The organism is Paenibacillus sp. V4I3, assembly GCF_030817215.1.
GTDB lineage: Bacteria > Bacillota > Bacilli > Paenibacillales > NBRC-103111 > Paenibacillus_E.
On the sequence record NZ_JAUSZA010000001.1, the window covers coordinates 6,713,097 to 6,731,308 of the forward strand.

At 41.5% G+C, this 18,212-nt stretch carries 22 protein-coding genes and 1 pseudogene; 11 read left to right on the forward strand and 12 right to left on the reverse strand.

Annotated elements, in window-relative coordinates:
* Positions 1-3 precede the first annotated feature (3 nt).
* The 8 genes and pseudogenes from QFZ77_RS30875 to QFZ77_RS30910 all read right to left on the reverse strand — a co-directional run bounded on the left by QFZ77_RS30875 (position 4) and on the right by QFZ77_RS30910 (position 5,099).
* Positions 4-1,092 (reverse strand): low temperature requirement protein A, encoded by a 1,089-nt coding sequence (locus QFZ77_RS30875; RefSeq protein WP_307445762.1) that lies wholly within the window; start codon positions 1,090-1,092, stop codon positions 4-6.
* Between the two features lie 122 nt (positions 1,093-1,214).
* Complete coding sequence (locus QFZ77_RS30880; RefSeq protein ID WP_307445764.1) at positions 1,215-2,213, reverse strand: type I glyceraldehyde-3-phosphate dehydrogenase; 999 nt, start codon at positions 2,211-2,213, stop codon at positions 1,215-1,217.
* A gap of 49 nt (positions 2,214-2,262) precedes the next feature.
* Positions 2,263-2,589: a hypothetical protein gene (locus QFZ77_RS30885; protein WP_307445766.1), complete on the reverse strand. Its 327-nt coding sequence runs from the start codon at positions 2,587-2,589 to the stop codon at positions 2,263-2,265.
* Positions 2,590-2,608: 19 nt separating this feature from the next.
* Positions 2,609-3,307: a pirin family protein gene (locus QFZ77_RS30890; protein WP_047675115.1), complete on the reverse strand. Its 699-nt coding sequence runs from the start codon at positions 3,305-3,307 to the stop codon at positions 2,609-2,611.
* A 20-nt stretch (positions 3,308-3,327) separates the two neighbouring features.
* The gene (locus tag QFZ77_RS30895; RefSeq protein WP_157036601.1) at positions 3,328-3,603 is read right to left on the reverse strand and encodes a GNAT family N-acetyltransferase; all 276 of its coding nucleotides are present in this window, start codon (positions 3,601-3,603) and stop codon (positions 3,328-3,330) included.
* Positions 3,596-3,826 (reverse strand): (4Fe-4S)-binding protein, encoded by a 231-nt coding sequence (locus QFZ77_RS30900; RefSeq protein WP_047675116.1) that lies wholly within the window; start codon positions 3,824-3,826, stop codon positions 3,596-3,598. Before QFZ77_RS30900 ends, QFZ77_RS30895 begins: the two co-directional genes overlap by 8 nt.
* 177 nt (positions 3,827-4,003) lie before the next feature.
* Positions 4,004-4,144, reverse strand: a pseudogene (locus QFZ77_RS30905) (flavin reductase family protein); the annotation flags it as partial.
* 13 nt (positions 4,145-4,157) lie between these two features.
* Complete coding sequence (locus QFZ77_RS30910; protein ID WP_307445772.1) at positions 4,158-5,099, reverse strand: ring-cleaving dioxygenase; 942 nt, start codon at positions 5,097-5,099, stop codon at positions 4,158-4,160.
* 294 nt (positions 5,100-5,393) lie between these two features.
* Here QFZ77_RS30910 and QFZ77_RS30915 point away from each other — a divergent pair, with 294 nt between their 5' ends.
* Genes QFZ77_RS30915 through QFZ77_RS30925 form a run of 3 tightly spaced genes read left to right on the forward strand, consistent with a single transcriptional unit; the run spans position 5,394 to position 7,422 of the window.
* On the forward strand, positions 5,394-5,804 hold the full coding sequence (locus tag QFZ77_RS30915) for a heme-copper oxidase family protein (protein ID WP_307445774.1): 411 nt from the start codon (positions 5,394-5,396) through the stop codon (positions 5,802-5,804).
* Between the two features lie 37 nt (positions 5,805-5,841).
* Positions 5,842-6,180, forward strand: a complete 339-nt coding sequence (gene cccB, locus QFZ77_RS30920; protein ID WP_307445777.1) for a cytochrome c551 — start codon at positions 5,842-5,844, stop codon at positions 6,178-6,180.
* A gap of 60 nt (positions 6,181-6,240) precedes the next feature.
* A complete protein-coding gene (locus tag QFZ77_RS30925) occupies positions 6,241-7,422 on the forward strand; it encodes an MFS transporter (RefSeq protein ID WP_047685738.1) in 1,182 nt (393 codons plus the stop codon).
* A gap of 113 nt (positions 7,423-7,535) precedes the next feature.
* On the opposite strand, the gene QFZ77_RS30930 is transcribed toward QFZ77_RS30925, so the two are convergent.
* Complete coding sequence (locus tag QFZ77_RS30930) at positions 7,536-8,414, reverse strand: LysR family transcriptional regulator (protein WP_307445780.1); 879 nt, start codon at positions 8,412-8,414, stop codon at positions 7,536-7,538.
* Between the two features lie 85 nt (positions 8,415-8,499).
* Here QFZ77_RS30930 and QFZ77_RS30935 point away from each other — a divergent pair, with 85 nt between their 5' ends.
* Together QFZ77_RS30935 and QFZ77_RS30940 are read left to right on the forward strand one after the other, a co-directional pair.
* The gene (locus QFZ77_RS30935) at positions 8,500-9,387 is read left to right on the forward strand and encodes a transposase (RefSeq protein WP_307445782.1); all 888 of its coding nucleotides are present in this window, start codon (positions 8,500-8,502) and stop codon (positions 9,385-9,387) included.
* A gap of 305 nt (positions 9,388-9,692) precedes the next feature.
* Positions 9,693-10,577 carry a LysR family transcriptional regulator gene (locus QFZ77_RS30940; protein WP_307445784.1) on the forward strand — a complete coding sequence of 295 codons (885 nt, stop codon included), beginning with the start codon at positions 9,693-9,695 and terminating at the stop codon, positions 10,575-10,577.
* A 118-nt stretch (positions 10,578-10,695) separates the two neighbouring features.
* Here QFZ77_RS30940 and QFZ77_RS30945 read toward each other — a convergent pair whose 3' ends face one another.
* The 3 genes from QFZ77_RS30945 to QFZ77_RS30955 are packed head-to-tail and all read right to left on the reverse strand — an operon-like array spanning position 10,696 to position 12,991.
* Positions 10,696-10,890, reverse strand: coding sequence for a CDGSH iron-sulfur domain-containing protein (locus tag QFZ77_RS30945; protein ID WP_047685744.1), 195 nt, complete (start codon positions 10,888-10,890; stop codon positions 10,696-10,698).
* A gap of 52 nt (positions 10,891-10,942) precedes the next feature.
* On the reverse strand, positions 10,943-12,775 hold the full coding sequence (locus QFZ77_RS30950) for an amidohydrolase (protein ID WP_307445787.1): 1,833 nt from the start codon (positions 12,773-12,775) through the stop codon (positions 10,943-10,945).
* Positions 12,776-12,820: 45 nt separating this feature from the next.
* Positions 12,821-12,991 carry a DUF1427 family protein gene (locus tag QFZ77_RS30955; RefSeq protein ID WP_084595459.1) on the reverse strand — a complete coding sequence of 57 codons (171 nt, stop codon included), beginning with the start codon at positions 12,989-12,991 and terminating at the stop codon, positions 12,821-12,823.
* A gap of 266 nt (positions 12,992-13,257) precedes the next feature.
* Between QFZ77_RS30955 and QFZ77_RS30960 the strand changes: the two genes are divergently transcribed.
* The 6 genes from QFZ77_RS30960 to QFZ77_RS30985 all read left to right on the forward strand — a co-directional run bounded on the left by QFZ77_RS30960 (position 13,258) and on the right by QFZ77_RS30985 (position 18,212).
* Entirely contained in the window at positions 13,258-13,899 is a 642-nt protein-coding gene (locus QFZ77_RS30960; protein WP_307445790.1) for a hydrolase, read from the forward strand.
* Between the two features lie 267 nt (positions 13,900-14,166).
* A complete protein-coding gene (locus tag QFZ77_RS30965) occupies positions 14,167-14,757 on the forward strand; it encodes a hydrolase (RefSeq protein WP_307449985.1) in 591 nt (196 codons plus the stop codon).
* A 303-nt stretch (positions 14,758-15,060) separates the two neighbouring features.
* Entirely contained in the window at positions 15,061-15,651 is a 591-nt protein-coding gene (locus tag QFZ77_RS30970; RefSeq protein WP_307449985.1) for a hydrolase, read from the forward strand.
* 116 nt (positions 15,652-15,767) lie between these two features.
* Positions 15,768-16,661, forward strand: coding sequence for an S-layer homology domain-containing protein (locus QFZ77_RS30975; RefSeq protein WP_307445792.1), 894 nt, complete (start codon positions 15,768-15,770; stop codon positions 16,659-16,661).
* 12 nt (positions 16,662-16,673) lie between these two features.
* Positions 16,674-17,993 carry a multicopper oxidase family protein gene (locus tag QFZ77_RS30980; protein ID WP_307445795.1) on the forward strand — a complete coding sequence of 440 codons (1,320 nt, stop codon included), beginning with the start codon at positions 16,674-16,676 and terminating at the stop codon, positions 17,991-17,993.
* A 48-nt stretch (positions 17,994-18,041) separates the two neighbouring features.
* Positions 18,042-18,212 carry a hypothetical protein gene (locus QFZ77_RS30985; protein ID WP_307445797.1) on the forward strand — a complete coding sequence of 57 codons (171 nt, stop codon included), beginning with the start codon at positions 18,042-18,044 and terminating at the stop codon, positions 18,210-18,212.

Below are 18,212 nucleotides of genomic sequence, written 5' to 3' on the forward strand. Positions count from 1 at the left end.
AACTCAAGTCGTTAATTTTGCGTATACGATAAAAAACACCATCATCTCTCCGATGATTGCATAATTAGGTACATGAAAAACCAAATCCAACGCAATAAAACATCCAACTATCCCCAATAATATCCCCAAATGATAGTACTTCAGGCGTATGTGTTTGTGTCTATATCGGTGGAAAACCAGTGACGTAGAAAAAAAATAAAGCAGAACTGATCCAAAAATAAAACCCAACATGAATGGATAATTGAGTTGTTCCTTAAATAACAATTGGATCGAAGCAGCTATCATACTCATGGATAAATAAATGAATAGATGGCCATAAATTATCGTTTGGCCGGCAGTTTGTATTTCTTTGCTCACTTTCCTTTCAATATTATCAAAATATTGCCACCACAAAGCAATAACTAATATACATGTAAATGAGGCAAACAAAATGGATGGCAAAGTCCAATCACTTGACTGCAAAACAGCAAGTATACTGATTACTGATTCACCAAGAAGAATAAGTGTAAACAATGCAAAGCGTTCCAATAAGTGTTCGGTATGTGTGGGTGTTTTTACCAGGTACCGCCGGCCGATTAACGGCAGCATAATATCTACAGCAATTCCCGCATACAGAATCGCATAACGGATCCATGAGTCAAAGAAAAGCGAGCAGGAAGATATCATTATTCCAATCCAAAAGCGAGTCCCCAAATATCGAGCGGTCATTTGCTGGTGTGTGCCTATTGCTTTGTGTACCGTAAGGTATTGAATAGCTGTCAGTGCTCTCGAACCAATATAGCCTACAAAGAAGGGAATATAGAAGTGATCAAAATTAACGGATAGGCTTGCTGTCATAATTAAAACAAAGAATAGTTGCAAAAACATGAATATCCTTTGAGTAACGATATCTTGGCCAAAACGATTATTAAAGAGAGTTTGTCCTACCCACGCCCACCAGATTGGAATGAAAATTAAAACAAATTTGGTTAAGTATTCAATGGAAATGGTTCCATGATCGGTATGCAGCAAGACGTGGTTCGCTTTTGATACTGCTGCTACAAAGAGTAGATCGTAAAAAAGCTCCAACCAGGTTACCTTTTTCTCAACCATAACTTCAAAACTCCCTTTATTTGACTTCATGCTGTTCACTAAAACAATGAGAGAAAGGACTATCATTAATGTTCGATAGCCCCACGTGTAAAAAAAATTATATTTTCAATTTATTAGCAATTTCACTTATTTACTAGATAAGCCGCAACTTCAGCTAACCGTGAAGCGTAACCCCATTCGTTATCGTACCATGTCGCGACGGATAGGAGTTCCCCCTGTACTTGAGTCAATGGAAGGTCAATGATGGAGGAATGGGAATCACCTACGATACGAGAAGATGCCCATTCGCCTTCTAAAACATCAAGGACTCCCTTCAACTGACCATCTGTAGCGGCACTGCGGAAAATATCATTAACCTGTTGAATCGTACATGGCTTTTCCGTAACAAGGTTTAATTCAGCAATACTTCCGGTACGAGTTGGAATTCGGTATGCCTTACCCGTAATCTGTAAATCGTTCCATATGAATTTAAGGGCTCTTGCAGCTCCGGATGAAGAAGGAATGATATTTTCTGCAGCGGCCCATGAATCCCGTCGATCCTTCATAGGCTGATCCGTTAGAGATTGCGTGTTTGTATAGGAATGGACAGTCGAGAATAGACCATACTTGATCCCGAAGTTTTCTCTTACGATTTTGATGACTGGAGCCAATGCATTGGTCGTACAACTCGCCATACTAATGATCTTGTGCTTTTCCGGATCGAAACTATCCAGATTTATCCCTTTAAGCAATACAGCATCACAATCCTCAAGGCTCTTACTGGGTCCACTAACTAGTACTCTATTTGCACCACGATCCAAATGGACTTGAGCAATAGCACGGGTAACGGCACGGCCTGTACAGTCGATTACCAGATCCACATCCAAGGCCTTCCAATCTGGAACTTCTTTAGACGAATTGATAAACTGAATTTCACGTCCGCCAATAACCATAAGACCTTCTCGTCCCGAGACATCTTCTTTCCAGCGTTTATAGTTGGTGTCCACTTCGAAAAGAGCGGCAAGTGTCGCTTCATCTTTAATATCTGAAATAGAAACCGGAACGAAAAGTTGATCCTGCAAAGCGACTCTTAATAATTGCCTTCCAATACGCCCAAATCCGAATATTCCTATTTTTCCCATAGTTAACCTCCATAGATTGTTGAATAAAATTTTCTTAGCCATCCATGATTTAAATGCCAAATTCATCCGGAATATACTCGATCCGAGATTCGGCGAAGATAGTAAGCTGCTTGAGCGGTTCGTCGTATATCACAAGACCTTCTTTAACATAAAACCAAATTTTCATCGCTGGTTGATCACCATATTCCCGAAAAAGAAACACATTCAATTCTTGTTTCCAACGTAGAATCTCATGGATATCCACGTCCTGTGTAATGATTAAAGTAATTCTCCAACCCTGACCCATACGCATCACAGAATATTCCATAGGTTGTTGTTCGGTATGAATAAATGTCCTACCTCCAACCGAATGCCTAACCACAAGTACCTCTTTCATATAAGCCCTCCTATTCGTCTTATGGAAGGTCAATCAGCATTAGAAATGCATCTTCCACCGCCATGATGCTCAACTGAGACAAAGATTCGATTCGAGCCGTATCCCCTTCACCTAACCGAGTATTGTTCACTGTGATTCGTCCCTCAATGACGAAAAGAAATATCCGGCGTCCCTCTCCCTGCTGAAAGGTAATATCTTTATCTTTATCCAACCTGCTTAAATAGAGAGTTAGGTCTTGATGGATTTTAACCGTCTGCTCCGAACCCTGCGGATCAACGATGGGGAGCAAGGCATTCTTTAATTTCTCTGAATGGTATCGGCGGGTTTCATACGAAGGATCTAATCCCCGTTCATTTGGCATGAACCACAATTGAAGAATTCTCATCGGCTCAGTCTGCGAAGCGTTGTATTCAGCATGGACGACTCCGGACCCCGCGCTCATTCGCTGTACTTCCCCAGTTGTTGTTACCTCCATGTTCCCTAAATTGTCTTCATGACGGACGGATCCTGAAAGTACGATTGTCAAGATTTCCATATCGCTGTGCGGGTGGGCACCAAATCCTTTGTCGGGATCTACGTCATCGTCATTGCATACTCGCAAAACTCCAAAACCAGTGTTATTTGGGTCATAGTAATTGCCAAACGAGAAGCTTAATCGGCTCCGCAGCCATCCATGATCTACGTTAAACCGAGAATCAGCCGGGAATACTTGAATCATATTAGAACTCCCCTTTTCAGCTATTTTAATAATACGTCATCATAATCTTTATGTTGGTCAAATTGACTTTTGGCGAAAGGACATAATGGCATAATCTTTATCCCTTCCTTCCGAGCAAATTCGACTACTCGCCTAACTAATTCTTGTCCTACTCCTTGACCTCGCAGACGATCGGAAACAAATGTGTGATCTACGATTATGATTTCATTCCCAGTTGGAACATAATGTAATTCTGCCTCTCTTTTACCCTGCTCTTCTACATAAAAACTGTTCGTATCTTTATTAATTTCAATCATTATTGTTACCCTTTCTTATATATTGCAAAGCGCCACTTGGGCATTTATCAATAAGATCTGCAATTTTGTCTGCCGTTTCTTCATCTGCATGAATCCATGGTTTCTTATTAACGTTGAACACTCCTGGTAACCCTCTCACACAATTTGCCGAATGGAGGCATCTTCCAGAGTGAAAAATAACATCAATATCTTTCCCTTTATATATTTTGAATTCTTCATTCATTCCTATCATGCTCCTTTCGCCCTGTCATTTCATTCCGTAAATTAATTAACTCAACGGTACTTCTGAACCTTCAACGGCAGAACGAAAAAAACTGGTGAGTGATCGTGAGAATATCCGACCAATTACCAGTACTAAGCGAGTTTTAGGCCATGTAATTTTAATCTGGTCGTTTCATCGAAAATATTTCTCCCAACTTTGAGTAGGAGTCTCCTCTTTGGAGAGGGTGGTAACAAACGCGACGGGTCTTGGTATTATACTTCCGATTAGCAGCTTGTAGTTATCCCGCTCACTTTGAGTTGTCGGATCGATCGATATCACTAGGAATCACCTTTCATTTATCTGACACACGTACCTGAATAGGTGGTAATCCTTTTTCGATTTCTGCACGTTTAGCCTCAAACCATTCCGGAAGCATCAGTTTTTCACCTAATGCATCTGATTGCTCATCAACTGCAAAACCAGGTGGATCCGTGGCAATTTCAAACAGGATGCCGCCTTCTTCACGAAAATAAATCGCATTGAAATATTGTCGGTCGATAACGTCTGTGGGATGGAAGCCATGTTGCTCGACATGTGTTCTCCATGAAGCATGATCTTCATAATCCTTTGCGCGCCATGCAATATGATGAACAGTACCGGCTCCACTTATGCCCCACTCCATTGCCGCACTGTTAATATCAATAACATTACCAATACTCCCAGTAGATTTATAGCGGATAAAATCCCCCTCTTGGTCCACCTTTTGAAGACCCAAGACCTGCTCTAGTACATTCATCGTTTTTTCGGGAGCGGTACTATACAGGACAGCACCGCCAAAACCTTTGATAGCTTTATCTATTGAAACACCACCGAACGACCACTGACTCAAATCTCCTTCCTCGCGCTCTACAATCTCTAGCTGTAAACCATCCTGATCTGAAAATGTTAAGTAATTCTCACCAAACCTCGTCTTTATAGAATAAGGGACATTAAAGCTTTCTAGGCGCTCTTCCCAAAAATCGAGTGCACCTAAAGGAACGACATATGTTGTTATACCGACCTGTCCTCCACCAATACGCCCTTTACGACCAAGTTCACATGGAAAGAATGTGATTATGGTACCTGGACTACCTGCTTCATTACCGAAATACAAATGGTAAACATCCGGGGCGTCGAAGTTGATCGTTTTTTTTACAAGTCTCAGACCTAGTACCCCTGCATAAAAGTCCACATTTTTTTGAGCATTCTTTACAAAAGCCGTGATATGGTGAATTCCTTCTGTTTGTTTTTCCATTTTGTAAACACTCCTTGTATGATATTTAACTGTTTATGTCATATCATATTGAAATTATTCTTCATGAACAATTCCTTTATTTCTATATCATGTATAGCCCTAAACTATATCTTCAAGGGCGAAGCTAGTATAAGCACTATCTATACGATATATAGACAAATTCATATTGATAGTTGCCTATCATAGCTAATAAGATAAAGTTGAATAAACTTCCAATTGAAAGAAGTTTAAGTAATTAGGATAATTCCCGGCCGGATGAATTGTTCTTTCTATCATTAACAAGGAGGAAATTCTATGGGAGTACGTTTTTTAAAAATGGCAGTCGTTTATATTTTGGTTGGTATTAGCATCGGTATTTACATGGGTATATCACTTAACTTTGCATTAACGAGCGTACATGCTCATACAAATCTTTTCGGGTGGGCAACATTGGCTCTTTGCGGATTTACGTATCTTCGTTTTCCCAAAGCAGCAGAATCTCCTCTAGCTAAGTGGCACTTCTGGTTGCAAGGCATCGGCCTACCCATCATGCTTATCACCCTAACCTTGATGGCCCATGGCTACGCTCCAAATTGGGTTACAATGCTAAAACGTATTGGTGAATCTGTAGCTGGAACCGGTATCTTGATTTTTGCTATTAATGTTTTTACTAACGTGAATGCAAAGGACATTCCTACTAAACATCAGCATGATGTTTCCATGTAATACTCAAGTACTTTCTTAAAAGGCGGGTGTGAAAATAATGAAGGTAAAATATCTAACTGTTATGATTTCCATCATAACTATGCTTTTCGCAGCTGCTTGCTCTAAACAAGAAACCCCTACTTCAAATTCGAGCGCTTCGAGCACTTCAAGCGCTTCTATTAGTGACGGTGAACTACTGTACAAAAAAAGCTGCATTGCATGTCATGGCAACAACCTGGAAGGTGGAGTTGGACCGAAATTACAAAAAATCGGTTCTAAACTAAGTGTTGATCAGATTAAAAACCAAATTGTAAATGGTCGAGGTGGTATGCCTGCGGGAATCCTCAAAGATGAGGATGCTCAAAAAGTAGCCGTCTGGTTAGCAAAACATAAATAATCAAATGGAAAAAGCAAAAGAACAATCAATAGAACAATCAAAAGAACAAGGGGGATTATTTTGGCTAACGAACCGTTGGACAACTCGTCAAATTTCTCATTAATTACCGGTATCCTTTTCTGGTGTGCATTAGTTGTGGTATCTTGTGTGTATTTAACGATTCCATTAATAACGATTATTTCAGATGTATTCAAGGTGTCGTCTTCTCAAGCCGCTTGGGCCGGCAGTGCTTTTTCGTTTGCCTTTGCAGGTGGAGGTCTATTCTTTGGAGTTTTATCCGATCGTTATGGACGAAAAAAAATGATGTTATCAGGGTTACTATTGCTCACTGTAATAACTCCTCTAATCGGGAGTGTCAGCAGCTTTTCTTGGCTTGTTGCCCTTCGAGCCTTCCAAGGTTTAGCAGCGTCCATGTTCCCTCCGTCTGTCTTGGCTTATGCAATGGAAATGTTTCCGATAAAAAGAAGAGTAACCATTATTGGATTCATCAGTACGGCGTTTTTAATGGCCACTATCGTTGGACAAATATATAGCAGCTTTATTGTTTTGAACTTTAGTTTCTCTTATGTTTTCTATCTTCTTTTTGCAGTTTATTTAATATCCTTTATCTTAATTATCTTTTTTATTCCAAAAGACAAAACAAAGCAACCGGATGGCAGCTTCTTTTCTCCCTTTTTGCGAATAGGCGATATTTTTAAACGGAAGGGCTTGCCTCTTTGCTACATCATTTCTGCTACTCTCTTTATTTCGCTTGTCGGTTTTTTTACGACACTTGGAAGTTATTTAAACAGTTCTCTCTTCGGATTAAGTCATCAAGATATTCTATGGGTCCGTGCGGTTGGTATTATCGGAATGCTAGTAGCACCGTTTGATGGAAGATTGGTTGCGAAATTTGGAGTCAAAAACGTTTTATGGTGTGGATTGATCTTTGCTGGAATCGGCTTGGGTTTGTTAGGCCTCTGGGCGAACCTCATTTTTTTAGTATCGATGAGCGTTGTGTTTATTACGGGAATTGCTTTGGCTCTTCCCGCATTGATTTCACTAATTGGTCACATTGCGGGAGAGATCCGGGCGATCGCGGTTTCGTTCCACATGTTTATGGTGTTCATAGGTGCATCACTTGGGCCGATCCTTTCAATTTATCTGATAAATCACGGAGGCCATTTATTAGCTTTTGAAGTATTAGCTGGATTGTTGTGTTTAAGCTTGATTGTCCCCTTTTTGATTCGTATAGAAGAATAAAAAAAGCGCACCTTTGAATAGACTTCGGATAACCTAATTGGTTCTTCCTTTGTCTATCTGGGTGCCACATTATTGTTCAAAAAACTCGCAGCAAAATCTGCAGGTTACGCTAATTATAAATCTTTAGTGAATTCTGGAATATAATTAATAAAGGATCGGGCTGTATAAGGCATCAATTTATCTTTATGCATGTAAATCTTAACCTCACGAGTAGGTTTAGGATCAATTAATCGGATAATTTTTATATTTGGACAATTGTAGCTTTCAACAAGACGGAGGGACATAATTGTTGCCCCGACTCCAAGATGTACCATATTAAGCAAGGTTGATGTTGACGTTGTTTCTACATTTAAGAAAAGAGAAATACCTGTTTTATTTATATAATCATCAAGTTTTTTCCGGAGTTTGGTATCTTTAACAAACAATACATTTGGTAACTTTTCGAGCTCTCGAAATGGAATCTCTACTTTTTCTGCCCAAGGATGGTCTTTAGAAACCACTAAAGCTAGTTCTTCGTTGAATAAGTGGATGCAATCGATATGTTTGTTCGGTTCCAAATCGGCAGATATTCCGATATCGATTTTATTTTGCAGTAACTGTCCCGATGTATCTTCCATATCAACAAATTTTATTGAAATATTCGGGTACTCTTCATTGAATTGAACAAATCTTGGCATTAAATAGGTCAGATCACTAGGAAAGATACCAATGATCATCTCGAGTTTCTGACCATTTATTAATTCAGATGTTTCTATTCGGGAATCTTTAATAAGCTGCATTACACTAATCCCCTTCTCATAAAGGATTTTTCCAGCCTCATTAATCTCTATCCCTCTTCCGACTCGATCAAATAATGGAGTGCCAAATTCTTGCTCCAACACACGAATTTGTTGACTTAATGTGGGTTGAGAAACCATCAACACTTCTGCAGCTTTAGTGAAGCTTCCTTCTTTGCAGATCTGAATAAAATATTCTAGTTGTCGAAATTCCATTTACTCACCCTGTTCCATGAATATTTGATGTATACAAACTACGAATGACCAAAGTATTCGATAGGATCGTTGACGGAGGTTTTTTATGCCCTTACCTAAAAATCGAATCGTGCCTGATAAGAAAATATACTTCCGCACGGAACTGCAAAATTGCCCTCATTGCGGAGCAACCTTAAAGCGTAGTCATACCGCTTGGAAGAAAAATATCTCTACCTTAACCGGGGTTATTCAAGCTTGGAATATGGCCTATAAATGTACAAATCCACAATGTAATTATCCTAAAGCGTACTACAAATCCGCCGAAGCTGATCTGCTCTGCATGAAGCATACCTCTTATGGATTTGACGTTCTTGCTTTGGTTGGACAATTGCGATTTAAGCATCATATGACGATTGCTGAGATTACAGAGGAGCTAAATAGCCGAGGAATCACAACCTCGGAGCGAAACTCTCAAAGGCTTTACGAACGTTATCTAATGTTACTCAAGTCTAGTGTTACGGAACATGTCAAGAACGTCCTCAATCAAACCGTTAATGATCACGGCGGAATTATAATCTCCATGGATGGTGTCGAACCGGAGAAGGGAAATGAAACCCTCTATGTCATCCGGGAGATTTTTAGTGGCACCATTCTTGTCGCGGAAAATTTGAAAAGCAGATCCGCGGAAGAATTAAAGAAACTGATTCAACCTGTCATTGACCTCGATTTTCCGATCATCGGAATCGTAAGCGATTGCCAACAATCGATCCGAAATGTAATGCAATCCCTTTTACCCGAGGTTCCCTATCAGTACTGCCAATACCACTATCTGAAGGACATCGCCAAGCCTATCGTCGACCTGAACCGGAAACTGAAAACAGGTTTGAAGAAAAGCCTTCGCGGTATACGGGAAGTGGAAAGAAAGATCGAACAAGATGATTCTCCGGAAACCGAAGTGGCCAAGGATTATATTGCGAAAGTCCGATCTTTATAGTTGAGAAACGTTATTGTGAGTTAATTGGTCAGTCGTAGTATATAAATGATATAATATAACTTAAAGTTAATAAAATGAGAGTTAATCATAAGGGGCATACCAATTTTGTTATGACAATGGACATTAAAAAAAGATGACTCCCGACGAATTCAGGAGCCACCTTATGGCAGTATAGCACTGGGTGTTAGTTGTCGAAATTCCACTTACTCACCCAGTTCCATGAATATTTGATGTAATAAATGATATAATATGACATAAAGATAATAAAATGAAAGTTAATACATAAGGGGCATATCAATTTAGTTATGACTAATTGCCAAATACAATTATTTGTAAAAGTCGCTGAATCCGGTAGTTTCACAAAAGCAGGCCAAGAACTTAATATGACCCAACCTGCTGTCAGTCGTGCAATTCTTGCTCTAGAATCAGAGTTGGATGTAACGCTTTTTATCCGTGATCGAAAAAAGGGGCTGATGCTCACCGATATAGGAAATCGGATCCTTATTTTGTTTCGAAACATATTGAAAGAATTCGAGAAAGTTGAACAAGAGGTGGCCGCCGAGAAAGGGCTCGAAGTCGGAATGATCCGAATCGGAATATTTCCGACTGCTTCAGCCGTCATTTTGCCTAAAATCATTCGTGAAATTCGGGATAGATATCCTAATTTGAAGTTTATCCTTCATGAAGGAACAATCATCCAAATTAAAGAATGGTTGGTATCACGTATTATTGATATCGGACTGATTATACCTCCGAACGATGAGCTGAATATAATCCCCTTATACAATGAAGAAATGTTTGTAGTCTTTCGAGATGACCACCCATTACATAGCCGTTCTACAATCCAGCTTCAAGACCTGGATAATGAACCGATGATTTTTTGCAAAGGAGGTTATGACACATTTATTTTTGAACTTTTTGAGAAAGCCAATATAACTATTAATATAAAATATGCGTTCCAAAACGTTAACATCGTACTATACATGATACAAGAAGGACTGGGTTTGGCTATCTTACCAAAGCTTTCATTGTCAACGTTGCCGCCTAATGTTATAACTCGCAGCCTAGATCCTATACTGTTTAGAGAAATTAACCTGGCAGCTCCTTCATTAACAGAATCTTCGATTGCTGTAAAATTGTTTATCAAAACCATAACAGATCTCTTTCCGCATACTGGGGAAATTCAGTAACATGCAGAAGCCAAGAAAGAATAAAGAATAAGCTTAGTCCGGTTAAAGTCAACCGGACTAAGCTTATTCTTTATTCAACATCATTATCGGCTATCGGTTGATATTTCATTACGATTTCTTAAGCACGAGGTGCACTTTCAAACTTGCCTTTGTGCGTCAAATCACAGAAAGGTTTTTGACTTGATAATCCACAACGACAAAGAATGAAAGATTCTGTTGTCTCAAAGCGATTCCCTTCTGTATCCACCATTTCTACCTTACCCATTATTCGTAACGGACCGTTATCAATTACTTTAATCGTTACATCGGACATATATCCCAAACCCTTTCTATCTCGAATCTATTTATTGTCTCCAACAGTTCCATCAAAATACGAAGCAATCCAAGTCGCAGAAACCGGGGCCATGATGATGGTGATTGCAGCTATGATGATGATGTCCCTGTTGCGGCACATGCAGCCCAGTACCACCACCTCCATGATTGTAGGCATTATAGTAACCGCCATAGTAATTGTGTGGCGCCCAATCCGGACTGGCTTTAGGAGCTGGGGGCGACAGTTTTTGAAACTCAAACGTTCCATAAACAATCTTTCCGCCTACGACTGTAAGCACCGATTCGATGCGTTTGATTTCTTCATCTGAAACGCGGAAGAAGTTGTCAGACAAGATCGATAAATCTGCATATTGCCCTTCCTTAATTTGACCCTTCACGTCCTCCTCTTTCGAAAACCAAGCATTTCCGGTCGTATACATACGAAGTGCTTGGTAGCGATCAACTCGATTAGAAGCGGGGTACAAGCTTAGCCCACCAAGAGTTTTTCCAGTCACTAGCCAATAAAGTGCAACCCACGGGTTATAACTAGCTACCCTTGTAGCGTCCGTACCCACACCTACACGCAATCCGGCAGTAAGCATCTTTGTGATAGGTGGCGTGTTTTCGGCTGCTTCAGCTCCGTACCTGTCGACGAAATATTCCCCTTGAAAAGCCATCCGGCTTTGGACTGCAATCGAACCGCCCAATGCGACGACACGTTCCAAATCCTTCTCTCGGATTGTTTCGGCATGATCTAAAATCCAGCGTATATCTTTGAATGGAACTTCTTTATTTACACGTTCAAATACATCAAGAAAGCGCGAGATGGACTCACCATACGTTGCGTGGAGCCGGAATGGCCAACGACTCTGTACCAGATGCCGGGTAACCCCATATAAATCATTTTCTAATACAGCAGGCAATTCCGGACGGGGTTCGACAAAGTCTTCAAAATCAGCCGCGCTGTACACAAGCATTTCACCGGCGCCGTTGTGTCGATAGTAAGGGCTTCCTGTATATGGCTGCGACGTGGACGTCCATGATTTAAAATCGTCCAGTTCGTGATTTGGATGTTGTGTAAACAGGTTGTATGCCGTGCGGACGGTAATCTCCCCACGTTTGTCCAGTTCCTCATAAACTTGATAATCATCGGGGTAATTCTGGAAACCGCCGCCTGCATCAATAACGCTAGTAATTCCAAAGCGATTCAATTCCCTCATGAATAACCGTGTGGAGTTCATTTGATCATCATATGAAAGTTTTGGTCCTTTTGCTAGGGTAGCATACAGGATCGTTGCATTCGGCCGTGCTATAAGCATCCCTGTTGGATTGCCATTGCTATCCCGCTGAATTTCTCCACCTGGCGGATTCGGAGTATCCTTTGTATATCCGACCACACGTAAAGCTGCTTTGTTTAAAAAAGCTTGGCGGTATAAATTAAGTATGAATACGGGAGTATCTGGAGCTATTCGATTAATTTCATCCAATGTTGGCATCCGGCGTTCCCTAAATTGAAACTCTGTCCATCCACCTACAACCCGAACCCAATGTGGTGCAGGCGTACGGTCCACTTGGTTTTTTAACATACGCAAGGCGTCAGCCACCGATGGCACTCCATCCCAACGAAGCTCCAAGTTATAGTTCAATCCACCACGTATTAGATGCATATGAGAATCATTCAAACCTGGAATCAAAAGGCGCTTGTTCCCATCCACAACTTGAGTAGTTGGTCCTTTATGCCGCATAACGTCGGAATCGTTACCTACAGCGATGAAACGGTCTCCTTTAATAGCAACAGCTGTTGCGACGGGATTAATTTCGTCCATCGTCACAATTTCAGCGTTGTGAATCAATAAATCAGCCTCTACAATAGTCTCTTGCGGCATATTTTATTCTCCTTTAATGGTGATGGTATTAAAATAAATGATGATTTAACTATGATTTAACAGTAATTTAACCCACGGGATAAGTCGTTGTCCTAAAAACATACCGAATAGACCTATCAACCCCAACATTGGTGGTGCGGGAGACGGTATGCGGAGGGTCTGAAAAACAATCCCGATAGCGAGTCCAGTACCTAAAGCTAATAATACAGACCACATAAATATGCCTCCTTTCTTGTAGACCTTGGACTAATTCTATTAGCAAAACAAAGTATCTATCAATATGCTTTTCTCTATGTAACATATAGGGAGTACTTATATTTATGTAGACGAACGATATTATAGTTTCAAGCTATAGAACGTATAGAAAAAATAGAATTGATTGATATATCTCGTTTTCAATAATATAAAGGCATACGACGGACTTCATAACTAGTTATCTCGAAATGCCGTCGTAAAACAATAAAAGAAAGTTGGGATTCTATTTGTTTAATGACAAAAGCGATTTGCTGACTGCAGACAACTCTGCCGTCATCCTTATCGACCATCAACCACAAATGCTGTTCGGCGTGCAAAGTGCCGATAGACAGACCGTCATCAATAATACGGTGGGACTGGCTAAAACGGCAAAAGTGTTTAATGCACCCATCATATTAACTACCGTTGCGGCTGATACCTTCTCAGGTCCACTCCACCCGCAGATTCAAGAAGTTTTTCCCGATCAAAAACCTATCGATCGGACAAGTATGAATTCGTGGGAAGACGAAAACTTTTTAGCTGCAGTCAAAAAGACTGGCCGCAGGAAGCTTGTCATTGCTGCACTGTGGACAGAAGTATGCCTAGCTTTCCCCACAATATCCGCAATTAAGGACGGTTACGAAGTTTACATTGTAACCGACGCTTCGGCTGGAACCTCTGTAGAGGCGCATAATATGTCCATTCAACGTATGATTCAAGCAGGTGCGATTCCGGTTACTTGGGAATCTGTTCTTCTCGAATATCAACGCGACTGGGCTCGTCAAGAGACTTACGATGCTGTTATAGAAATTGCCATTCAACATGGCGGTGCTTACGGCGCGGGTGTATTTTATGCCCATACGATGTTTGGCGCGCACGAAGGGGCATAATGTTTGCCAAAATATAGACAAGTTGATAAGGTATCTGTTATTTCCATATAAAAGGAGCTAAAAACCATGAAAAAATTACTTACAAGCCGCACAGTAACAACACTTGCACTTTTAACTGCTGTCGTATCGACAAGCGCATTCGGATCTATGCTCGTTGCAAAGGCGGAAACGCCTGCTGCCACTGCCGCTAGCAAAGACAAAGCTGCCATTAAGGCAAAGGCGGTTCCGTCTCCACGATTGCTGACGCCAACGAACCATACGCTGCTTATGATCGACCACCAACCGCAAATGGCATTTGGTACATCGTCTATTAACATCCAGGAATTGCGCAATAACGTGACTGGTCTTGCCAAAGCAGCTAAAGCTTTCAACGTGCCAACCGTTCTAACTACTGTTGCTGCAAAGTCGTTCAGCGGACCGATTTTCCCTGAAATTCAAGCGGTATTCCCTGATCAAGAGCCAATTGACCGTACGACAATGGATGCCTGGGAAGATCAACGAGTTGTTGATAAAGTGAACAGCTATGGTAATAAAAAGCTCGTCGTTTCTGGTCTATGGACAGAGGTTTGTGACTTATCTGCTGTACTTTCTGCGATCGATCAAGGATATGAAGTATACATCGTAACCGATACTTCAGGCGGCGTATCAAAAGAAGCGCACGACATGGCCATTCAGCGCATGATTCAAGCCGGCGCAACACCAATCACATGGGAACAGTACCTGCTAGAACTGCAACGTGACTGGGCACGCTCCGAAACTTACAAAGCGACAACAGATATCGCCAAAGAACACGGCGGCGCATACGGTCTAGGTATTATTTACTCGCAAGAAATGTTCGGCGGTAAAGAGGGACATTAATCTCTAAGAGACGCGTTAGACAGATATAACGACCTTATAGCTGATATCTTAAATATATTTAATGTAAAGATTAAATTCATTAATAAAAGGAGCTAACTTAACATGAAAAAATTACTTACAGGCCGTACAGTAACAACACTTGCACTTTTAACTGCTGTCGTATCGACAAGCGCATTCGGATCTATGCTCGTTGCAAAGGCGGAAACGCCTGCTGCCACTGCCGCTAGCAAAGACAAACCTGCCATTCAGGCAAAGGCGGTTCCGTCTCCAAGATTGCTGACGCCAACGAACCATACGCTGCTTATGATCGACCACCAACCGCAAATGGCATTTGGTACATCGTCGATTAACATCCAGGAATTGCGCAATAACGTGACTGGACTTGCCAAAGCAGCAAAAGCTTTCAACGTGCCAACCGTTCTAACTACCGTTGCTGCAAAGTCGTTCAGCGGACCGATTTTCCCTGAAATTCAAGCAGTATTCCCTGATCAAGAGCCAATTGACCGTACGACAATGGATGCCTGGGAAGATCAACGAGTTGTTGATAAAGTGAACAGCTATGGTAATAAAAAGCTCGTCGTTTCTGGTCTATGGACAGAGGTTTGTGACTTATCTGCTGTACTTTCTGCGATCGATCAAGGATATGAAGTATACATCGTAACCGATACTTCAGGCGGCGTATCAAAAGAAGCGCACGACATGGCCATTCAGCGCATGATTCAAGCCGGCGCAACACCAATCACATGGGAACAGTACCTGCTAGAATTGCAACGTGACTGGGCACGCTCCGAAACTTACAAAGCGACAACAGATATCGCTAAAGAACACGGCGGTGCATACGGTCTAGGTATTATTTACTCGCAAGAAATGTTCGGCGGTAAAGAGGGACATTAATCGATTAGCAAGAGAAAATTCACGGAGCAAGATATTGCTTCGTGAATTTTTTCATCAATGAAATTGATTGGTTCGAATAAGTGTTAAATTCAAGATATTAGGAGATTACAAACAATATGAAAAAGCGTCTATCACTGCTACTTTCTTCAATAGTTGCACTTTCGATGTTTTCTTCCGTCGCATTCGGTAAAACATCAGATGACTTCACGGATTTGAAAGATCTTGATGCATCGACAAAAGTGAAATTTGATGCAATGTTCAGCGCCGGTATCTTTAACGGCGTAAGCGAGACCACATTTGGTCTAAAAGATGAAATGAACCGTGCGCAGTTTGCTAAAGTAGCAGCATTGATCATGGGTCTTGACATCAACATGGACCTGCATCAATCAAGCTTTACTGACGTTAGCATGAATGATCCGGCTAACGGCTATGCGCTTCCTTACATCGAAGCTTTGAAGGCTGCAGGTGTGACGGACGGCTATAGCGAAGGCACGTACAACCCGGCGGGTAAAGTATCCAAAGAACAGCTGGTGACATTCCTGGTCCGTGTACTTGGCAAGGATGCTGATGCCAAAAGCAAAACCTTCACAGACAAAACCGTTTCTGACTGGGCGCGAGGCTATGTAGCTCTTGCTCTTGAATTGAAACTTTTCCCGATTCCTGAAGGTAGTTTCGGTGGGGCATCCAACGCGACTCGCGATCTGCTTTTGCTTGGCGCCTACGAGGCGAAGCAGCAGCTGATGCCAGCCGGGGAACAAATGATTCACATTAAAGACTTTGCTTTCAATAAAAATGTCTTGACTGTGAAGACTGGCACAAAAGTAACGTTCATGAACGAAGAAGATGTCCCCCATACAATCGTAAGCGATGGGTTATTCGACTCACGCAAAGAAAATAGCGCTGGAATCAAAAAAGGCGAGAGTTATAGCTTCACCTTTGATAAACCAGGTGTATACAAAATCTACTGTTCCTATCATCCTTTTATGACTATCAAGATAACTGTTCAGTGAGGGTGCAATCCTATGAAAAAAATACTAATTGCAGTCGTCTTATTATCAGGCTTTTTACTGACAGGGAATTCATACATGCGGTCACCGGCTACAGTTATGGCGGCCGCACAACTTGAGCCTAACTGGACGTTTGACGATGTCGTTGAACAGATGCATCAGGATTGGATCGGCGGGACTGTGAAACCGGAAGAAATGACTGGACAAGTTCGAGAGTTTAATGTGCACATTGAAGAGATCGAACATGAGTTGACCGATGGCGTCAAGATCAAAGCATGGGCATATGGTTTAGAAGGGCAGCCTGCCACTGTGCCAGGCCCTCAAATCCGCGTCAAAAAAGGCGATCTGGTCCGAATTGTGATCAAAAACAATTCGACACAGCCGCACTCTTTACACCCACACGGTATTACCAGCGTAGATATGCTGAATGATGGTGTTCCTCACATCACAGGTAACTACATTATGCCTGGAAAATCTTATAATTATGAGTTTGTAGCCAAAGAAGCAGGTACTCACTGGTATCATTGCCATGTGCAAACATCCCTTCACCAGGATATGGGAATGTACGGTTCATTAATTATTGAAGATACCGAGAAGCCAAGCTGGGACAAAGAATTTACAATGATGCTGGACGAGTGGGACACTCATCGCGACCCGGCAAATGCAACTGCGAGACCAACCTACAATTACTTTTCCGTCAATGGCAAATCGGGGCAATCTGTTCCCGATATGGTGATTAAAGATGGCGAGATCGCTCGCATTCGCCTGATCAACGCAGGCTTTGAAGCTCATGCTATGCATCTTCATGGAACGCACTTTATCGTCATTGCGAAGGACGGATACAAAGTGCCTGAGCCTTATAATATGGATACTGTGAATATCGCTCCAGGTGAAACTTATGACGTCCTTGTAAAAGGACGGGACGGTGTATGGCCATGGCACGACCATAACTCCTTGGCCGCGACGGATGACGGCGTGTACCCAGGCGGCATGCTGATGCATGTACGCGGTTCAGGCGATAATAAGTTCAACCCAGATACGAAACCGACGTTAGTGTCAGTTGAAGGCCACATTCATGCTTCTGATGAACATGTGCTGACCACACATGGAGATCCTTTATTCATCAAAGAGAAAATGACCTACAACAGTGAAGAATGGCTCAATGCTTCTCCAGAACGAAGAGCACAGCTCCACGAGCAAAACATGGAATGGGGTCAATCTATCGCTGGCGTTTACAATACAGTTTCCGGCACATGGTCATTTCATGGCAATGTCAGTGAAAACACACAGCATATTGACGCCACAAGTGGAGCCCTGCCCTATCATCATCACTGATTAATGGGTGATTGATAAATGAAGCCATGAAAAGGAAGTAAATGAAAAGTGACACCAATTCAGGTAAACGAATGGCTGGACGAATACAATGATTATATGCTGCTCTATAAAATATTCGGTGATCAAACTTATATTGATGAAGCAGAAGAAATATTGAAGAGCATGAAAAAGTATGTTTGTAGAATGCTAATGCTTGAAAACTTTAAACTTACAGCATAG